This window comes from Enterococcus sp. BSD2780061688st2 D3, from assembly GCF_005844145.1.
GTDB lineage: Bacteria > Bacillota > Bacilli > Lactobacillales > Enterococcaceae > Enterococcus_B > Enterococcus_B durans.
This window is the reverse complement of record NZ_SPHN01000003.1, coordinates 112241-130019: the sequence shown is the minus strand read 5'-3', so window position 1 is coordinate 130019 and position 17779 is coordinate 112241. Positions and strand designations below refer to the sequence as shown.

General features: G+C 36.9%; 18 protein-coding genes. 13 read left to right on the top strand and 5 right to left on the bottom strand.

Annotated elements, in window-relative coordinates; all coding sequences use genetic code 11:
• The first annotated feature begins 8 nt into the window (after positions 1-8).
• The 3 genes from FGQ66_RS04035 (at position 9) to FGQ66_RS04025 (ending at position 2704) form a co-directional block, all read left to right on the top strand.
• Entirely contained in the window at positions 9-1412 is a 1404-nt protein-coding gene (locus FGQ66_RS04035; RefSeq protein ID WP_138301764.1) for a PTS sugar transporter subunit IIC, read from the top strand.
• A gap of 79 nt (positions 1413-1491) precedes the next feature.
• Complete coding sequence (locus FGQ66_RS04030; protein ID WP_138301762.1) at positions 1492-1764, top strand: hypothetical protein; 273 nt, start codon at positions 1492-1494, stop codon at positions 1762-1764.
• 16 nt (positions 1765-1780) lie between these two features.
• Positions 1781-2704: a LacI family DNA-binding transcriptional regulator gene (locus FGQ66_RS04025; RefSeq protein WP_138301760.1), complete on the top strand. Its 924-nt coding sequence runs from the start codon at positions 1781-1783 to the stop codon at positions 2702-2704.
• Positions 2705-2970: 266 nt separating this feature from the next.
• On the opposite strand, the gene FGQ66_RS04020 is transcribed toward FGQ66_RS04025, so the two are convergent.
• Complete coding sequence (locus FGQ66_RS04020) at positions 2971-3726, bottom strand: MerR family transcriptional regulator (protein WP_138301758.1); 756 nt, start codon at positions 3724-3726, stop codon at positions 2971-2973.
• A gap of 194 nt (positions 3727-3920) precedes the next feature.
• Here FGQ66_RS04020 and FGQ66_RS04015 point away from each other — a divergent pair, with 194 nt between their 5' ends.
• The 8 genes from FGQ66_RS04015 to FGQ66_RS03980 all read left to right on the top strand — a co-directional run bounded on the left by FGQ66_RS04015 (position 3921) and on the right by FGQ66_RS03980 (position 12232).
• Complete coding sequence (locus FGQ66_RS04015; protein ID WP_138301756.1) at positions 3921-4283, top strand: DUF1827 family protein; 363 nt, start codon at positions 3921-3923, stop codon at positions 4281-4283.
• A gap of 148 nt (positions 4284-4431) precedes the next feature.
• Positions 4432-5904, top strand: a complete 1473-nt coding sequence (locus FGQ66_RS04010; RefSeq protein WP_016177683.1) for a nicotinate phosphoribosyltransferase — start codon at positions 4432-4434, stop codon at positions 5902-5904.
• A gap of 12 nt (positions 5905-5916) precedes the next feature.
• On the top strand, positions 5917-6744 hold the full coding sequence (gene nadE, locus FGQ66_RS04005; RefSeq protein ID WP_113846226.1) for an NAD(+) synthase: 828 nt from the start codon (positions 5917-5919) through the stop codon (positions 6742-6744).
• A gap of 301 nt (positions 6745-7045) precedes the next feature.
• Positions 7046-8914 (top strand): LTA synthase family protein, encoded by a 1869-nt coding sequence (locus FGQ66_RS04000; protein ID WP_113846225.1) that lies wholly within the window; start codon positions 7046-7048, stop codon positions 8912-8914.
• A gap of 110 nt (positions 8915-9024) precedes the next feature.
• Positions 9025-9459, top strand: a complete 435-nt coding sequence (locus tag FGQ66_RS03995; RefSeq protein WP_113846224.1) for a hypothetical protein — start codon at positions 9025-9027, stop codon at positions 9457-9459.
• A gap of 304 nt (positions 9460-9763) precedes the next feature.
• On the top strand, positions 9764-10459 hold the full coding sequence (locus tag FGQ66_RS03990; protein ID WP_081134101.1) for a GTP pyrophosphokinase: 696 nt from the start codon (positions 9764-9766) through the stop codon (positions 10457-10459).
• A 58-nt stretch (positions 10460-10517) separates the two neighbouring features.
• The gene (locus FGQ66_RS03985) at positions 10518-11744 is read left to right on the top strand and encodes a chloride channel protein (protein ID WP_138301754.1); all 1227 of its coding nucleotides are present in this window, start codon (positions 10518-10520) and stop codon (positions 11742-11744) included.
• Positions 11745-11890: 146 nt separating this feature from the next.
• A complete protein-coding gene (locus tag FGQ66_RS03980; protein WP_005880167.1) occupies positions 11891-12232 on the top strand; it encodes a DUF1831 domain-containing protein in 342 nt (113 codons plus the stop codon).
• Positions 12233-12325: 93 nt separating this feature from the next.
• Here the strand turns inward: FGQ66_RS03980 and FGQ66_RS03975 are convergent, their stop codons facing one another.
• Positions 12326-13105: a hypothetical protein gene (locus tag FGQ66_RS03975; protein ID WP_113846222.1), complete on the bottom strand. Its 780-nt coding sequence runs from the start codon at positions 13103-13105 to the stop codon at positions 12326-12328.
• 313 nt (positions 13106-13418) lie between these two features.
• Between FGQ66_RS03975 and FGQ66_RS03970 the strand changes: the two genes are divergently transcribed.
• Positions 13419-14024, top strand: coding sequence for a metallophosphoesterase (locus FGQ66_RS03970; RefSeq protein WP_005880170.1), 606 nt, complete (start codon positions 13419-13421; stop codon positions 14022-14024).
• A gap of 114 nt (positions 14025-14138) precedes the next feature.
• On the opposite strand, the gene FGQ66_RS15100 is transcribed toward FGQ66_RS03970, so the two are convergent.
• The 3 genes from FGQ66_RS15100 to tnpA all read right to left on the bottom strand — a co-directional run bounded on the left by FGQ66_RS15100 (position 14139) and on the right by tnpA (position 15900).
• Positions 14139-14279, bottom strand: coding sequence for a hypothetical protein (locus FGQ66_RS15100; RefSeq protein ID WP_171024555.1), 141 nt, complete (start codon positions 14277-14279; stop codon positions 14139-14141).
• Between the two features lie 77 nt (positions 14280-14356).
• A complete protein-coding gene (gene tnpB / locus FGQ66_RS03965) occupies positions 14357-15475 on the bottom strand; it encodes an IS200/IS605 family element RNA-guided endonuclease TnpB (protein WP_113846221.1) in 1119 nt (372 codons plus the stop codon).
• Positions 15476-15498: 23 nt separating this feature from the next.
• Positions 15499-15900, bottom strand: a complete 402-nt coding sequence (tnpA, locus tag FGQ66_RS03960; protein ID WP_005880176.1) for an IS200/IS605 family transposase — start codon at positions 15898-15900, stop codon at positions 15499-15501.
• 1235 nt (positions 15901-17135) lie between these two features.
• Between tnpA and FGQ66_RS03945 the strand changes: the two genes are divergently transcribed.
• Positions 17136-17747: a hypothetical protein gene (locus tag FGQ66_RS03945; RefSeq protein ID WP_138301752.1), complete on the top strand. Its 612-nt coding sequence runs from the start codon at positions 17136-17138 to the stop codon at positions 17745-17747.
• Positions 17748-17779 lie beyond the last annotated feature (32 nt).

The following is a 17779-nucleotide window of genomic DNA, read 5'->3' as shown; positions in this document are numbered from 1 at the left end:
GGATAAGAATGGACGGATTGATGAAGTGGATGGAGAGGTATATTTTACCAGTCGCAACAAAAATAGGTTCAGAAAAACATTTAGTTGCTTTACGTGATGCTTTTATTGGAACAATGCCAGCTACTATGGCTGGTGCAATTGCAGTGTTGCTAAATGCATTTATGCGTGATTTTCCCAATACGTATCTAGGAGAAGGAAATGCAATAACTACATTTTTTACACCAGTTATCGGTGTGAATGGTCTGATCTGGAATGGAACATTGGCGATCATGGCGGTTGTTTTTGCACTATCTTTAGGGGCTAACTTAGCCAAAGCTTATGGGGTAGATCCAGTTTCCGGTAGTATCGTTTCTTTAGTTGCTTTTATTATTGGTTTACCTGATGCTGCTACGGCGGTGTTGACATTGCCAGAAAAATTATCAGAAGAAGCAGCAACGATGATTACTTCTGCTGGTGGAGTCCTTGCTGATGCGGAAGGTGGGCAAACACTTTCAATGGGGGCGTGGGGCTATTTTAATTTTGGAAAATATATGGGTGGCTCTGGGCTTTTTACAGCCATGATTTTTGGGTTTATATCGGTTATCATTTTCGCACTTCTAATTCGTAAAAACATTATTATTCGTATGCCTGATTCTGTTCCTCCGGCTGTCTCAAAAGCTTTTGCTGCGATCATACCCGCAGTAGTCTCATTGTATGTCGTCGGTACTATCAATTATCTGTTCAAACAAACTGCTGGTGTCCCTTTGATTGATTGGATCTCAGAAGCGATCCAAAGACCTTTGATGCATCTTTCACAGGGCTACGGGGCTGTCTTTATTATTGTTCTGCTTGTCCATGTTCTCTGGTTTTTTGGTCTTCATGGAACGAATATCATGTCGCCTGTTTTACAGACTTTATATGGAACAGCGATGGTAGAGAATACGAATGCTTTTCAAAATAATGAACCGATTCCCTTCAAATGGGTAGCTGGTTCATTTGAGGCTTTTGTATGGCCTGGTGGAGCAGGAGTGACGTTAGTGTTGATCATCATGATCTTGGTACTATCTAAGCGCGCTGATTATAAAACAGTGGGTAAACTAGGGATTGCTCCTGGGTTGTTCAATATCAATGAACCTGTGATGTTCGGTCTGCCGGTCGTCTTGAATCCGTTGATGATGATTCCATTTATTTTAGCGCCATTAGCAACTGCGACCATTGCATACTTTGCCACGATGGCAGGATTGGTGCGTCCGGTAGTAGTGAATGTGATTTGGGTCATGCCTACGATCATCAGCGGCTTTCTTGCAACGGCAGGTGACTGGCGGGCCATCGTCTTGACGATCATAAACTTGTTAGTGGCTGCCTTGATCTGGGCACCATTCATTCTGGCTGCCAATCGTTTGGATCCTACTCTTGGGGAGCCAGAAGAATAAAAGAATAAGCAGAAACAAACTCCTTGCTCTGAGACGCGTTTCATAAGCTATACTCAAAGCATCAAAGGAGGGATTTACAATGAATACCTATATCAAAACGACCAATGAAACAACCAATGATTACTTTTATGCTTTTGTAGAATTTAAGGGGTCAATGCTGTTACTCTCTAGTTTTCAAGGGTTAAATAAAACGATAGTTCAGAAAATTCCTTTAAGTGAAATCAGCGGATTGACGAAAGACACGTATTTAGGTGGTCAACGTATCAGCTTTGAATATGATGAAACATTCTATCAATTTTTCGAATGTGGGCATGCTGTGGTAGACTATTTACAAGAAAATCTTTTCATATAGGTGGCGAAAACCGAGTATGGCAAACATTCGAGATATCGCAAGACTCACTGGTTACTCTGTTTCAACAGTGTCTCGAGTGATCAATCAACATCCGTATGTGGATGAAGTAAAACGTGCGGAGATTTTGGCAATGATGAAGAAGCTTGACTATGTTCCCAATGCAAGTGCAAGACAGTTAAGCTATGGGAAAACAAGAAATATCGGCGTTATTTTGCCCTATGCAAATCATCCATATTTTGATCAGCTGATCGGCGGAATCATTGAGTCGGCTTTTAATGAGGACTATAAGGTGACTTTATTGCCTACAAATTATCAAGCGGATCGTGAAATGATGTATTTGGAAGAATTTGCAGGTAAAGCCTTTGATGGGCTGATCATTACTTCTCGAGCGAATCATTTAGAGGCTTTGCTTCCTTATCAAAAATATGGACCAGTCGTTTTTTGTGAAGAAATCAAAGAAAAAAAGGCAAACTGTGTCTTTATTGACCGTGAACAATCGATTGAAGAAGCACTTTTCTTTCTACGTGATCAAGGAGTCAGACGTCTCGGTGTGACATTAGGCAGAAGCAGTCGACTCAGTTACAATTCAAAAATCACATTAGAACTTTGCAAAAAAGTGTTTCCGGACTTTGAAAAGCAACATGTTTATTGGGATTGTATCGACCATGAACAAGGTGTCAAAGCTGGCACTTTTTTTGAAAAGCAAGCAATTGATGGGGTGCTAACAAATTCAGATACAGTCGCAGCTGGAATTTTACAGCAATCTTTTTTGGAAAGTAATCGGCGGATAGTTGGTCGGGATAATTTACTGATCAGTGAGATCATGGATTTTTCAACGATCGATCACGGGCTGATTGCTTGTGGAGAAATGGCATTTCAACTTCTGATCGAGGAACGGTTGGAACAAATCAAAATTCCTTATCGATTTATCGAGAGATGAATAAAAAGAATAATCAATAAAAAGAGGTCGAGACAAAAGTCGTTTAGGTTTGAGAAATTGGAAAGAAAAGAGGATGGGACAGAAGTGTTTCTTACTTTTGTCCCACGTTCCTTTTTTCGAATGATCGGTAATCCAGAAGTCACTATTACAAAAACAAATCAAAATTTCACAAAAAGATAAATATTTTTAGGAAATCTGTGCTTGTTTTGTAGCAGACAGCTTTTGTCACGATCGCTATTTCTTATTTCTATTTGATACTAGTATGATTATTCTGTTTGTTTTTTTATGATCTCGCTTAATGCTTTTGTTGCTCCTACACCGCTACGGCTATCATAGTAAGAAGCAAATCGTTCATCGGACAGATACATTGCCGCTAATCCTTTATGGGCTGCTAAACTGTAAGTAGGCCAACTAAAAGCGAGCCACTTCTTATGCGAAGCAAAAATAGATTCTTCCAATTGTTGATTTGTAGGATCTTGAAGATAGTGAGTCAAATCAGCTAGAAGCTGTTCTTCGATTGTTTCCATGTCATGATAAGTTTTCTCATCCATCTCTTGCCACTTTTTAGTTGTCGCATGCACTGCCTTGTTGCCGTATTTTTCTCGTATTTCTTGACCATAGTGTAGTTCGTTTTCTGCTAATTTTTGCTGTTTGAATCCTTCAAATTTTTCTTGATCAGTCATATGTGTTCCTCCTTCGTAGTTCGTCAGTGTTTGCTGGATAGTTGTCAAGAGAGTATCGATCTGGTCTCTTTTTTCCTGTAACATTTTCTGATGTTCCAGTAATGCCTGTTGATGGTCAAATTTTGGGTCGTCTAAAATCTCGCGAATCTGTTCCAATTTGAATGCAAGCGAACGATAAAACAAAATATGTTGCAGACGGTCCACTTCTCTTGGTCCATAGATACGATAACCGGAAGATGTGATCCTCGCTGGTTTCAAAAGATCGATTTCATCGTAAAAACGCAGTGTTCGCGGACTAACACCAGAGAGTTGAGCCATTTTTTTGATAGTGTATTCCATTTTCTACCTCCTGACATCTTTAGCATATTCCTTGACGTAACGAGAAGGTCAAGGGAAAGGATGACTATTTTTTTATCGCTGGATTTATGTTATACTAAATATAACAGAAAAAGTTTTTTTCTGTTATTCTTTGATTTAATTGAAAGCGATTCCTTGGGGCGCTTATCCATATTAAAAAAGAAAAGAGGAATGAGATGAAATTAATCGAGACACCTGTAACAAATAATTTGAATATCAAGACGTTTTACCCTAAGATAGTCGATTTTTTCTTTGGCGGTTCAGCAATCAAATATTATAAGCTGTATTCGTTAGATCGTACCCAAATTCTATTTGTAGATACGTATGATAAACAAGAATTAGTGATGATCAATACAAAGAAAAAAATCACAAAGCAGGAAATAGACTTTGCGGTTCGACGGATTTTAAAATCTGATCGTGAAGACGTCAAGGTACATATTGGCGTAAAACAAGACTTGGAGCAAAAAGGAATCCAGTTTAAGCGACCAAACAAAGACATCGTAATCGTTGAGCAGCGAACTATCGCCTCGGCTGTATAAATAAAAGACCACTAAGATCACTTGGATATCTGATTTTAGTGGTCTTTTTTGTACGTTTTTCAGAAAATAATCAAGATTTCTTCTCCTAAGGTTTTTTTTTGTTATAATGGGAAAGAAATGAAAACTTGCCAAGAGGAGTAATAAAAAAATGAATAAAATATACCCAGATGACAGTTTGACTTTGCATACAGATTTATATCAAATCAATATGATGCAAACGTACTGGGAATTAGGTCGAGCTGATCTGCACGCTGTTTTTGAATGCTATTTCCGTGAAATGCCTTTTAACCATGGGTACGCCGTGTTTGCAGGGTTAGAACATTTAGTCGAATATTTAGAAAATTTGACATTCACAGAGACGGATATTGAGTATTTACGTAATATGAATGTTTATCCAGAAGGTTTTTTAACTTATCTAAAAGAATTTAAGTTCAAAGCAACAGTTCGTTCTGCCCGTGAAGGAGAACTGGTTTTTGCAAATGAACCCTTGATCCAAGTGGAAGGTCCACTAGCGCATTGCCAGTTAGTTGAAACAGCTTTGTTGAACATCGTGAATTTCCAAACACTGATTGCCACCAAAGCTGCTAGAATCAAATCAGTTATCGGCGATGATCCTTTATTGGAATTTGGAACAAGAAGAGCACAAGAACTTGATGCAGCAGTTTGGGGAACTCGTGCAGCATACATCGGTGGAGCAGATGCCACAAGTAATGTACGTGCAGGAAAAATATTCGGGATTCCTGCAAGCGGTACGCATGCACATTCACTTGTTCAATCTTACGGAAATGATTATGAAGCTTTTATGGCATATGCCAAGACGCATAAAGATTGTGTTTTCTTGGTGGATACGTACGATACGCTTAAATCAGGAGTTCCTAGTGCGATCAGGGTAGCCAAAGAATTAGGTGATCAAATCAATTTCCAAGGTGTACGTATCGATAGTGGAGATATGGCTTATATTTCTAAACGAGTACGTGAACAGCTAGATGCTGCTGGATTTACTGAAGCAAAAATCTATGCGTCAAATGATTTAGATGAAGCAACGATTTTGAACTTAAAGATGCAAAAAGCCAAAATAGATGTCTGGGGTGTCGGAACAAAATTGATCACTGCATATGATCAACCCGCTCTAGGAGCTGTTTTCAAGTTAGTTTCGATTGAAAGTAAGGATGGTAAAATGATCGATACGATCAAACTATCCAGCAATGCTGAAAAAGTAACAACTCCTGGTAAAAAGCAAGTTTGGCGTATCACGCGTAATTTCGATGGAAAATCAGAAGGGGATTATGTCACTCTTTGGGACGAAGATCCACGAGAAGAAGAAGAAATCTTCATGTTCCATCCAATCCATACATTTATCAATAAAACTGTGCGAGACTTTACTGCACGTCCAATCTTACAAGATATCTATATCGATGGAAAACTTGTCTATGATTTGCCTGTTTTAGATGAGATCAAGGAATACACTCGAACGAACCTTGATTCACTTTGGGAAGAATACAAACGTGACCTTAATCCACAAAAATATCCAGTTGATCTATCTACGGATTGTTGGAATCATAAAATGGCGACGATGGAACGTATGAAAAAAAGTGTTGCAGACATGCACAATGAAGCGTAAGGAGGAAAAACAATGAACTTACAAAAAGAAATCATCAAAGAATTAGGTGTCAAACCAACGATTGATCCAAAAGCTGAAATTCGAGTAAGTATTGATTTTTTGAAAGCATATTTGAAAAAACACCCATTTTTAAAGACATTCGTCTTAGGGATCAGTGGGGGACAAGATTCAACATTAGCAGGGCGGTTAGCGCAATTAACAATGGAAGAAATGCGCGAAGAAACAAAAGATGAGGACTATCAATTCATCGCTGTCCGTTTGCCATATGGGGAACAAGTGGATGAAGAAGACGCAAAAGCAGCCTTAGATTTTATCAAACCAGACGTTAGTTTACGCGTGAATATCAAACCGGCCGTAGATGCAGAAGTCACAGTTTTAGGTGAAGCTGGCGTAGAAATCAGCGACTTCAATAAAGGAAATATCAAAGCACGTCAACGAATGATCACGCAATATGCGATTGCAGGAGAACGAGCTGGAGCAGTTTTAGGAACAGATCATGCTGCAGAGAATATCACAGGTTTCTTTACGAAATTCGGCGATGGTGGAGCAGATATCTTGCCATTGTTCCGCTTGAATAAACGCCAAGGAAAACAATTATTAAAAGAATTAAATGCGCCAGAAAAATTATACACGAAGATACCAACTGCAGATTTAGAAGATGGCAAACCATTGATTGCAGATGAAGTAGCACTCGGTGTGACATATGATGAAATCGATGATTATTTAGAAGGCAGAGAAATTCCAGTCGATGCGCAAGAAAAGATTGAAGCATGGTGGAATAAAACGCAACATAAACGTCATTTGCCAATCTCAGTTTTCGATGATTTTTGGAAGAAATAAATTGCAGATCTAAGTAAATCAGAAATTAAAAGCGAATAAAAGTAAGCGTATAGAGCCGAAAAACTGGGACATCAAAAAGTTGGTGTCTCAGTTTTTTATACTTATAGAGCAAACTCTTCTAATTTTTTGAATAGCCTGATTTCTTATAGTCTAAGTTAGGACTTGTTGTAGCATTGGTCTTCATAGATGATTCAAAAATCTTCATTAATTCTTCTCGTTTCTTTACTTGTAAAAGGTTAACTACTAAAATAAAGTAGACAGTAATAATAATCAATTCACTGAAAGTTGAAGGAGTATCTACTTGAAAAGAAAATTAAGCAATCTCTTAAATAAATTGACTTTAACACAAAAGCGTATTTTAAAATACACAGTAATCAGCATTTTTACTTTATTGATTGTTGTATTAAGCAACCTCTATTTACAATGGTGTCAAAATGATCTTTCTGTTGACCTTGCGTTGAACTTTGCTTTTTCGTGGCACACACAAAAATTCTTATTGGCATGCCTTGTATTGTTGATGATTTTTTTACTTTTAGTATCGGTTATGGGATCATTTCTTTTCGGTATGTTCTTTTACATTGTAAGTATCGGGATATTAGGGTATGCAAATTACTTAAAAATGAGTTATCGACAAGAGCCTATCTACCCAGACGATTTGAAAATGATCACGGAGTTCAGCTTATTGAAGGAAATGACTGGGAAAGGCTCCTTTTACTTGTTGCTAGGGTTGATCATGCTAGTCTTGCTTGGTGGTTTATGGGGGATTTACCGAAGTTTCAAAAAAGGACGGCGATTCCAGATACTACGCATGATTACATTGTGTGTAACTATCGGATCGTTGGTATATATCAGTCATTTCAATAATCCTAATAATCTTTTGCGTAAGGCCTATAATAAAACAGCATTATGGATTCCTTACAGCCAAAAGATGAATTATTACAATACTGGGTTTATTGGCGGTTTTTTGTATAATTTAAAAATTGACCCAATGGATGAACCTAGTGGATATTCAGAAGCAAAAATTAAAGAGATCACCGAAAAATATCAGGAACTGGCTGATAAAAAAAATCAAGAAGCAACAGAAGAGCAACCGAACATCATCTATGTCATGAGTGAGAGTTTCTCTGATCCTAGCCGGTTGAATGGTGTGGAGATCTCAGGAGATCCACTGGCAGATTATTATGATGTCGCAAATCAAACCTACAGTGGGAATATGCTCTCCCAAAATTACGGAGGTGGCACAGCGAACATCGAATTTGAAGCTCTGACTGGTTTTTCAATGGCACTATTTAATGCACAGTTGACCACTCCTTATACGATGCTTGTGCCTAAAATCGACCAATTGCCTTCACTCGTATCGACATTGAACGCCCAAAAATATCAGACGACTGCTATCCATCCTTTTAATACATCCATGTATAAAAGGGAAGATGTCTACAAGGTGATGGGCTTTGATCGCTTTATTAGTGAGGACACGATGAAATATACAGAAACGATCGATAATAATCCTTATATTTCAGATGAATCTGCCTATAAAGAAGTCATGGATCTTTTGAAGAATACAGAAACTCCGCAGTTTGTCCATCTAGTAACGATGCAGACACATATGCCATATAATGGGAAGTATTCAAAGCTAGACTATTCAGCAAAGACGATGGACGATAGTGGTACCAATAGTTTAGACAATTATCTTCAAGACATTGCTTACAGCAGTCAAGCGTTGAAAAAATTTACCGAGGAGTTAAAAGATCTTTCTAGAAGAACGTTAGTTGTTTTTTGGGGCGATCATTTACCGGGTATCTATTCAGAAGATATCCAAAATAAAAATGATAAGCAAACGTTACATGAAACGCAGTTTTTGATGTTTGACAATCAGGGGAAATTGACTGAGAACAGTACGCATGATGCGATTACTAGTCCATTTTATTTTGCTGCTAATTTGCTAGAGCAAACCAAACAACCAACGACTGGTTTCTATCAGTTGTTATTGGAAATGGAACAAACACTGCCTGCGTTTGAACGAGAATTATACTATCAAGGCGGGCAATGGCATCAAGAAGCACAATTGAATAAAGAGCAAGAAACACTTTATGATGCCTATAAGATGATCCAATATGATATTGTATCCGGAAAACAATACAGTTTGAAGGAAGGCTTTTTTAAGAAATAACGAATAAGTCATCAAATAGTAAATGAAGAAAACCTGTCTTTTAGAAATAAAAACAGGTAAAATAAAAGTAAAGAGTCAAATGAAATAAAAATCGGAAAGTAGGAAAATGAATGTTACCAAATATGGGCTATTATGTTCAAGCTGTTGATCGAATGGTGAAAGAAACGGAAGAAATCGGAGAAACAATGCATCCCAAATACCAAGTGGTCAGAGAGGCAATCGACCAAAACAAAACGGCTGATCTAAGCACTGAAGAATTAACTGAAATCAGTGAATTATTCAAAGAGGGAACAAAGAAATATCAATTGATTTTAAAGAAAATCAGTCAGCTTCGTCCCCCAGCCAAAGTAATGGGAATCCACAAAAATTTTGAAAAAGCCTATATTTCTTATGTTGCAGGCTGTGAAGAAATGATCCAAAGTATTACGACAAAAGATGGAGTAGATGTAGCTTTGTTCAACGCGTCAGAAGAAAAACAGGACAAAGCGACAGAAAATATCTCATCAGCCATTCAAAAAATGACTAATTTGTTATTGAAAAAATAAACGAATACTTGATTTTACTGAAAACAAGAGTTATTTAATCTGAATATTAGATTATTTTTATGATAGTTTAGCTTAAGTGATTTATGATGAATACGTAACCAACAACAAACGAATGATTATTTGAAAAAGTAATCTCCCTTTTCCGCTGAGCCTAACCAACTCAGCGGTTTTTTATTTTATCCACGTATTTTTTAGCGATTAGTGATCATCCAGTGAGCGCTATTTTGAGTTTAAAATTAGCTTTGTGCTAAAATTATAATGAGAGCGCCATCCAAAAATACTTTTTTCTAAGGAGTGAGATGAAATGTCCGAAATTCCAATTGAGGAATTGATCAATATCTTAAATAAAGAATCGAATGCGACAAATCGTGCACTGGGTGTCGAAGCGATTGAATTGTATCAAGAACTAGAGGTTTATTACCACTCAGCTTTAGATGAAGTAGAAACGAAACTATTCATTATTGACCGTGAATTAAGCAGCAATAGTCACAGAGGACGAAAAAACAGTATCCATCAAATTCAGAAAAGGATCAAACGATTCAAGAGCGTTGTGAACAAATTGAATCGTAAACAGGTAAATTATTCAAAACAGGCAATTATTGCGAATGTCCGAGATTTTGCAGGTTTAAGAGTGATTTGTTCCTATAGTGACGATATCTACACATTGATCAACTCATTGAGTCATCATCCTGATATTACGATTCTGACGATCAAAGACTACTTAAAGCACCCTAAACCGAGTGGGTATCGCAGTGTCCATGTTGTTTTAGAAGTTCCAGTCTACTTTCTTGAAGAAACAAAAAAAATCAAAGTTGAAATTCAATTTCGGACGATTGCCATGGATTTTTGGGCTAGTTTAGAACATAGCTTACGGTATAAAAATAATTTAGAAAATCCTGAACTCTCAGAAAAATTACAAGGGATTTCAGATGACATTGAACATTTGGAAAATGAAATGCTGGCTATTCGTAAAGAAATCGAAGGATTATCTGAGGAGTAAGACAGCGATTTAGCAAGTGGCTAAAAATTTCAGTAGGTGTTAGAAAAGGGGCGAAGACATGAGATTTTCTGCGTTATTTGTGGTATACAGCTGTGTATTAGGTCTGATAGTTGGTGCTGTCGCAGCTTTTTTTTTACTAGTCGCTAATTTTTTTATTGATTTAGTTTGGCAAGATATTCCGGGTATGGTTTCACTTCCTTTTTACCCAATGATCGTAGGGGTAGTAGGTGGCGTTTTAGTAGGGTTGCTTCAAAAACATTTAGGCCGCTATCCGACAACGATCGAAGAAACCTTAGGAGAATTCAAAAAAAATAATCGCGTTTCTTATAAAGGAAGAATCGGGAAAAACATCTTGGCTGCGCTCGTTGTATTGATGTTTGGCGCCAGCCTTGGACCAGAAGCTGCACTTGCGGGTGTTGTGGGTGGCATGATCACTTGGATGGGGGATCATTTAAAAATAACTTTTGAGCATAAAGACGAACTATTGAAGCTCAGTATAGGAACAATGCTAGCAACGATTTTTCGGGCACCGTTCGCTGGAATCAGTGAAGTGTTTGATAACAAGCATCCTTTCAAATTGAAAAATAAAGCCAGAAAAATTGGTTTGTATGCAATCAGTACATTATTTGGTATTGTAGGTTTTTTATTTATTGAACAGTTTTCGCCAGAGGAAAGTGTTTTTGCACTCCATTTTTCCACTACGATCCAGTGGGAGTGGCAGGCACTTTTATTCGCTCCTTTAGGTTGGCTGGTTGGAGGGATATTTGGCTGGATATTTTTAAAAATTGAAAAATTGACGAACAAAATGGCAGAAAAAATCAATGGGATAATGACCAAGGCAGTACTGGCAGGTATCGGTATCGGTGTATTTGGCTTAGTGTCTCCCTATTTTTTGTTTTCTGGGGAACATCAATTGTTGCCTTTATCCAAAGAAGCCCTTCAATTTTCATTTTTCAATTTAGTTCTATTAGGTATAGGGAAAGCCATATTGACGAACTTTTGTTTTGCATTCGGCTGGCGAGGAGGGAAAATCTTTCCGGCAATTTTTTCAAGTACAGCAATAGGTTTTGCTTTTGTCAGTCTATTCCCTTATACGCCAGGATTGCTCGTCGGGGTAGTAGTTGCTGCTAGTCTGACCATGATCTTAGGCCAACCATATTTAAGCATGTCACTCTTGCTTTTTCTATTCCCAATCCAGTTTTTCCCAGTCATCTTGCTTAGCAGACTCGGACTAGGTAAAGTAAAAAATTTTGTAGAAGCAAAACATGCAGAAACGAGTAAGTAAAATGACAAGGAGATTCTCAATTCTACGTGGAGAAGCATAAAGCACTGTAGACTGTGAACAGATGATGGAGCCGGCTAAAAAATCCTAGTAAAACAAATCAGAAACTTTTATAATAAAAGTAGAATAAGTTTACCGAGGTGAAAAGCATGGCATTTGAACAAATAGCAACTGTAATGGGCGCAAAAACGAGTTATCGTCTGCACCCAGATGCAAAAAGATACACACTTAGAGACAATGGCTTTACTGAAACAAATGGCGGAAACTATCAATTGATTCGTCCGCTAGATGCAACTCCACAAAGTAAAGAAGGCTTTAAGCTGAAAATCACTGTTTCAAAAGACATCAAAACGTTAAAAATGTCGATCACGACTGCGAATGGATTGAAAGCTGTCAATATCTTCAAAGATGACAAACAAAAAATGAGCCAAGATAAATTTTATTTTTTGATGGATGGTATGATCAGTCGCGGACTATTTGAAAAAGTATGATTTTATAGTCTGAATAAAAAGAGCCAAAGAATCGAAGAGAACAGTTCTTCGGCTCTTTGGCTTTGTTTCTTATTTGTATCATTGGCTTTGTGTCTATTCCACTTTTGTCCACTCATCGATGGATTTGCCGTTTTCGTCAACTATTTCGAGCCAACTATTTGTGCCACCGAAATAAAGGAGTAAGCTGGCTTCATTGACACTTTTTACAATGATATCTTTGGTCGTTTTCCCATTAGAAATACACTCTTTGAAGTCGTCTCGTAATTTTTCACCATATTTTGCTGAATAACCGACAGAGCCATCTTTATTTCGTGGTGCTTCGGTAAGTAGTGTTGCACCTGATTTGATCAACATTTCATTTCGGCTAAGCCAATATAGTGTTGCTTGGCTGTTTCTGAAGTTTACAGTAAAGGGTATTTCGCTGATCTTTTTTGACCAGCGATGGCGAGCCTTTGCTGGTTTTTTCTTTTCCGTTTTTTGCTGTTCGCCTAATGAATAGCCGAAAAGTGAGAGGATAGTCAAAATTTCTTCATTCGGAGTAGCCAATTTTTTCTGGATATTTGTGGGGATTTTTCTATCTAATGTTTCATCTGTCATAATCGTCAGTCCACTTGCTTGTGCTTTTTCAAGTAGAGAAGCAATCATATGTGGGGCTTCGATTTCCCATGACAGTTGGATGAGAATGACTTTATCCCACTTTTTAGGTTCGATCGTCCTGCCAATTGCTTGGCACTCTTTTTGAGCAAAAAAGAGATAAAATGAATTTTCGGGTAAAGGAAGCTTTTCTTCGGTTACACTTATTTTCTCGACTTCATGATCCAATGTGATAGTGGTCGCTGAAGGGGTCAGTACAGTTTGAAAAGTAATCTCCATTATCGTTTCCTCCTATTTTTTATTCATTTTACCATGCGCAAATCCTTTTACCTTATTTTAAGATCCCTTGTTCAATTCGTTTATTGTTTGTTGGATCTTTAGCAGATCGTTTAGGAGTAGAAAAATTGTTCCTGGTCGGTATGTTACTTTGTGGCATTGCATTATATGCGATCCCTTCTGATAGGACATATGATCAAGTGCTACAAAAGAAGAGAAAGTTAGAAACGAAAGAATCAGTTGATGAGTGATATACTTGAATAATTTGAAACTTTTATTTACGCTATAGGAAAGAATGAAAGAAGGGGGATGCGAGATGAATTTTTTTACCAGTGATATCCACTTTTTTCATGCGGCGCTCTTAGGAAAAAATGATTTTGCACCTAGGTTATTTGCTACAGTGGAGGAAATGAACCAGCAATTGATCGCCAGTTGGAATGCGGTAGTCAAAGAAACAGATCACGTTTACCATCTTGGTGATTTAGCGATGCATCCGCAATATGAAAAAGGTAGCCTAGAAATACTTGAATTAGTTCAGCAGCTCAATGGAACGATTCACTTTATCAAAGGAAACCACGATAGCCGAAACTTTTTTCGCTATTTGGAAAAACATGATCCTGGAAATAAAGATGGAACGAAAAAATTTTACTTCTATGACGTGGGAGCGATTGTCAAATTCAATCATCATCAATATTATTTAACACATTATCCCATGCTGCTGGGTCCAAATGATACCATCCGAAACCTTCATGGGCATATCCATCATTATAGTGTTCCTATTGGCAATGATGTCAATGTGGGGGTAGATGCGCCTGAAAGAGAGCTGTTGAAAGTCAAAAGACCATTCGGGACACCTTTATCTGAAAAAGAAATTGAAGAAATTTACGAAGAAAAGCAAAAAGAATTAGCCAATTTACAATAGACGTCAAAAAGCAGTTTTCAAATCAAGCCATTTTGGGCAAGATTGAAGACTGCTTTTTCGTCGATCCCTACGATTATGTATTCAAATTGATGCCGTCATTTCTACATTTGCGCATTACAAAATGCAGTAAACATATTGGCCACTTTCGTTGAACCCTTTATCGATCATGGCGGTCCCTTTATTTAATCTGTCGATATCTTTATCAATATCTTTTGAAAAAACGATCAACGTTCGTTCTTTTGTGTACTGATTCAACCAATCGATCCCCTGACACTCCACGCGACTAAAGTCGTGGGGTTCTTAGGTAATACGTCCTAACGAACGCAAATTTACTAAGCTATCCCCGAAAGTCCTTCGGTTTTAATATTTATACTCGCATTGATGTCTCGGTCGTGGTGTGTACCACAATTGCTGCAAGTCCATTCACGAATATTTAGCTCTTTTTTGCCATCTTTATGACCACACAAAGAACAAATTTGTGAACTTGGGTAAAATTGATCAACCTTAACTAAGGTTCTTCCTTTCCATTCACACTTGTAAGCAAGTTGTCTGACGAACTCACTCCAAGAGACATCTGCAATTGATTTAGCTAGTTTGTGATTTTTAACCATACCTTTTACATTCAAGTCTTCAATACAAATGATTTGGTTTTCATCAGTTATACGTGAAGACAGCTGGTGTAAAAAGTTGCTTCGTTGGTTAAAAATCTTTTCATGGATACGTGATACTTTCAATTTTTGTTTTTGGTAGTTTTTGCACTCATCTAATTTACGATTGTGCTTTTTGGCTACTTCTAATCTTCTTGAAAGCTTGCGTTGTTCAATTACCAAACGTTTTTCCATGGATCGATAGAATTTCTCGTTATCTATCTTTTCTCCTGCGGACGTTATGCAAAAATGTGCGATACCTAAGTCCAACCCGATTGATTCTTCAACTGGTTCTTTTTGGAAGTTTTCGGTATCCACTAAAAAGGTGGCAAAGTATTTACCCGATTTCGATTGGCTAACTGTTACGCTCATTAGTTTCCCGTTGAACCGCAAATTTTCAGCCATTTTTACCCAACCAACTTTAGATACGTAAAAGTAGTTGCTATTTACTTTCATACCCATAGCTGTCCGATAGGATTTTTTTGAATACTTTTTACTCTTGAATTTTGGAAAACCAAAGTTAGATTTGAAAGTATTCTTGTATGCTTTATTTAAATCCATGGTCACTTGGCTAAGGGGTTGAGCTTCAACTTCTTTCAACCAAGAATATTCATCCATCTTTTTTAATGCCGCATACGTTGTCTTATCTTCTTGATAGTCAGCATTTTCTTTTTTCATTTTGTAATTCGTTATGCGTTGATCTAATAGAAAATTCCAATAGAAGCGGACGCAACCGAATGTCTTTTGAAATTGAATTTGTTGCCTTTGGTTGGGATAGATACGAATCTTATGAGCCTTCTTCATTTCTGCACACCTCCTTAACGTTATCAATATCTTGTTCTTTGGTTCTCAACATACCGTTTAATCGTGGCGCTAGATACATTTCTTGCCGTTGAAACAAAGTAAGAACGTGTCCAAACACTCGGCATTTTGCTTAAGTGTTCAAACTCTTGTCTTAACGTTCGTGATGTCTTTCCTTTAATCACTTTCATTATGTCAGAAGGCGAATATGTAGGTTGAACATTCACAAACAAATGACAATGGTCTTTGTCTGTTTCTATAGCAAGGATGTTCCACTCGTTTTCTTGGCAAATTTCTGCGACAAGTGATTTGAATCTAGCGTCCACATCGGAATTAACAAATATTTTCCGGCGATACCTTGGACAAAAAACAAAGTGGTAATTGATTAACGATACAGTTGTCTTTGTATGTCTGTAATCGTTATCCATGACCTTATTATGCATTAAGTTATAAAAAAGAATTTGAATTTCAAAGGTATCCCTCCTAAGTTTTATGATAGAATAATAACATATAAAAAATAAATAAGTGGATTTAAATGAAATTTAATATGTTTTTTAATTAAGACGAAAGGAGTGACATGATAGTGGAGATAAAATAAGTTTAAATTCGAAGGTAAACGCATTAATTTCGGACGTATGATAACAATACTGATTTTAATGACTCGTATTGTTGATTTTTAGCAGAGTAATTAATAAAAGAAAGGCTTGAATAAGTTTTGTACATATGGTTTTATTGTTAATTTTTGTTATTAAATTACAAGGATAGTTTTATTTAAGATAACATTTTTTGATTAGGAGATTTGCTGATCCTTGATTTAATGATCGAATTGTTTGCTTCTCGAAAAGGCGCTAAAAGAGTCGTTTTTTATTCAGATAACTGCTTGTACGACTCTTTCACAGATGACCGCAATCCTATGTTTATCAATTGAAAGGAGATAAATGAAAATGAAGGCGTATTTAGTTGGCTTATGGCTATCCATGTCAGTGTCTCTTTGGTGTGTGATAGAGGTGTATCTTGATTATCCTGGCCCTGTGAGTTTTGTTTTTATGTTTATCATAATCGTTCCAGGATTAATTGGACTTTACTTTTCAACAAAAATAAAGACTGTAAAGTGGAGATGGTTACTACTAGTAATGAATTACCTCTTTGCAACAATGTCGAATATTGTTCATTTTTTCGTAGTAGCATTTGAACTATTTTTAAAATAAATAAGAAAAGAAAACTGAAAAAGGAGTTGTTTTTATGTTTTCACTAAAAAGTAAAACGTATACTAAGATTTCTTTGACTTTATCAACAATCACGATTCTCTTTACGAGCTTCTATTTTATCCCGTTTATGAAGGAGAACCCACTTTTTCTTGCGCTCACTATGGCAGGGTGCTGGATGAGTGGCAGTGCTAATTTAATAATTTCCACAAAAATTGAGCCTCAGTGGTTAAAAAGAAGCAGTATCTTCCTTAATTTGTTCTGTGTGTTAGGGAGCAATTGGTTTTTATATTTATCGAATTGAAATGAAGTTGGGCAAAACGAAATGGATGACCAAAAATGAACGCATAGTTAGTTGGCTTATGACTATCCATGTTAGGGGCTCCCTAGTGTGTGATAGAGGCGTATACAAAATAATAAATAGCTAAATGGATGAATTTTTTAAAGGAGTGATGTTGATGTTTCCAATAAATAGTAAAACATGCACGAAGTTTTCAAAGTATTTTTTAATCGGTAGTGTTTTCTTACTGGCATGGCTGATGATTATTTGGTTTAGTCGTAGTTTGTACGCAGAAGTAGCGATTGTCTATTATCTTTCCTGTTTACTCAGTGGTATCAGTTTTATTTTTGCTAGAGGTACGCATTCAAAATTTTTAAAAAGGCTAACTGCAGTTGTCCATTTTAGTAGTATTTATGTATTGTCTCTATATATCATCGGCTTATTATTGTGGGAAAGCTCTGCTGTGTTACTTGCAATAGTTGCCTATTTGCTACTGTCCATCTGGATACTGAAAGTTTACGAGCAGAAATGGGTAGTAATCATTTGTTTAGGGATACCGATGATTCTTTCAACTGTTTTTTTTAGTAGGATCAATTACGAATTAATCATTTATGGGGAACGATTGGGGTGGGACGCTCTGGGATACACGGTCATCCTTAACATTTCAGGTTTAATTGGTTTGACTCTTTCGACAACACTCAATAATGGAAAAGCTAAATGGATACTTCTAGGGATCAATTATTTTTTTGCAGCTTATTACCATGTCCTCATCCTCATCTTCCTTCATTAAGATGCCGCTCTACACGTTGTTGATCACTTGAA

Coding starts and splice junctions, on each gene's coding strand:
- FGQ66_RS03980 (WP_005880167.1), top strand. CDS start 11,891: ATGGCATTTGAACAAATAGCAACTGTAATGGGCGCAAAAACGAGTTAT.
- FGQ66_RS03985 (WP_138301754.1), top strand. CDS start 10,518: ATGAGATTTTCTGCGTTATTTGTGGTATACAGCTGTGTATTAGGTCTG.
- FGQ66_RS03975 (WP_113846222.1), bottom strand. CDS start 13,105: ATGGAGATTACTTTTCAAACTGTACTGACCCCTTCAGCGACCACTATC.
- FGQ66_RS04010 (WP_016177683.1), top strand. CDS start 4,432: ATGAATAAAATATACCCAGATGACAGTTTGACTTTGCATACAGATTTA.
- tnpB (WP_113846221.1), bottom strand. CDS start 15,475: ATGAAGAAGGCTCATAAGATTCGTATCTATCCCAACCAAAGGCAACAA.
- FGQ66_RS03945 (WP_138301752.1), top strand. CDS start 17,136: ATGTTTCCAATAAATAGTAAAACATGCACGAAGTTTTCAAAGTATTTT.
- tnpA (WP_005880176.1), bottom strand. CDS start 15,900: ATGGATAACGATTACAGACATACAAAGACAACTGTATCGTTAATCAAT.
- FGQ66_RS04015 (WP_138301756.1), top strand. CDS start 3,921: ATGAAATTAATCGAGACACCTGTAACAAATAATTTGAATATCAAGACG.
- FGQ66_RS03995 (WP_113846224.1), top strand. CDS start 9,025: ATGTTACCAAATATGGGCTATTATGTTCAAGCTGTTGATCGAATGGTG.
- FGQ66_RS04020 (WP_138301758.1), bottom strand. CDS start 3,726: ATGGAATACACTATCAAAAAAATGGCTCAACTCTCTGGTGTTAGTCCG.
- FGQ66_RS03970 (WP_005880170.1), top strand. CDS start 13,419: ATGAATTTTTTTACCAGTGATATCCACTTTTTTCATGCGGCGCTCTTA.
- FGQ66_RS04025 (WP_138301760.1), top strand. CDS start 1,781: ATGGCAAACATTCGAGATATCGCAAGACTCACTGGTTACTCTGTTTCA.
- nadE (WP_113846226.1), top strand. CDS start 5,917: ATGAACTTACAAAAAGAAATCATCAAAGAATTAGGTGTCAAACCAACG.
- FGQ66_RS04030 (WP_138301762.1), top strand. CDS start 1,492: ATGAATACCTATATCAAAACGACCAATGAAACAACCAATGATTACTTT.
- FGQ66_RS03990 (WP_081134101.1), top strand. CDS start 9,764: ATGTCCGAAATTCCAATTGAGGAATTGATCAATATCTTAAATAAAGAA.
- FGQ66_RS04035 (WP_138301764.1), top strand. CDS start 9: ATGGACGGATTGATGAAGTGGATGGAGAGGTATATTTTACCAGTCGCA.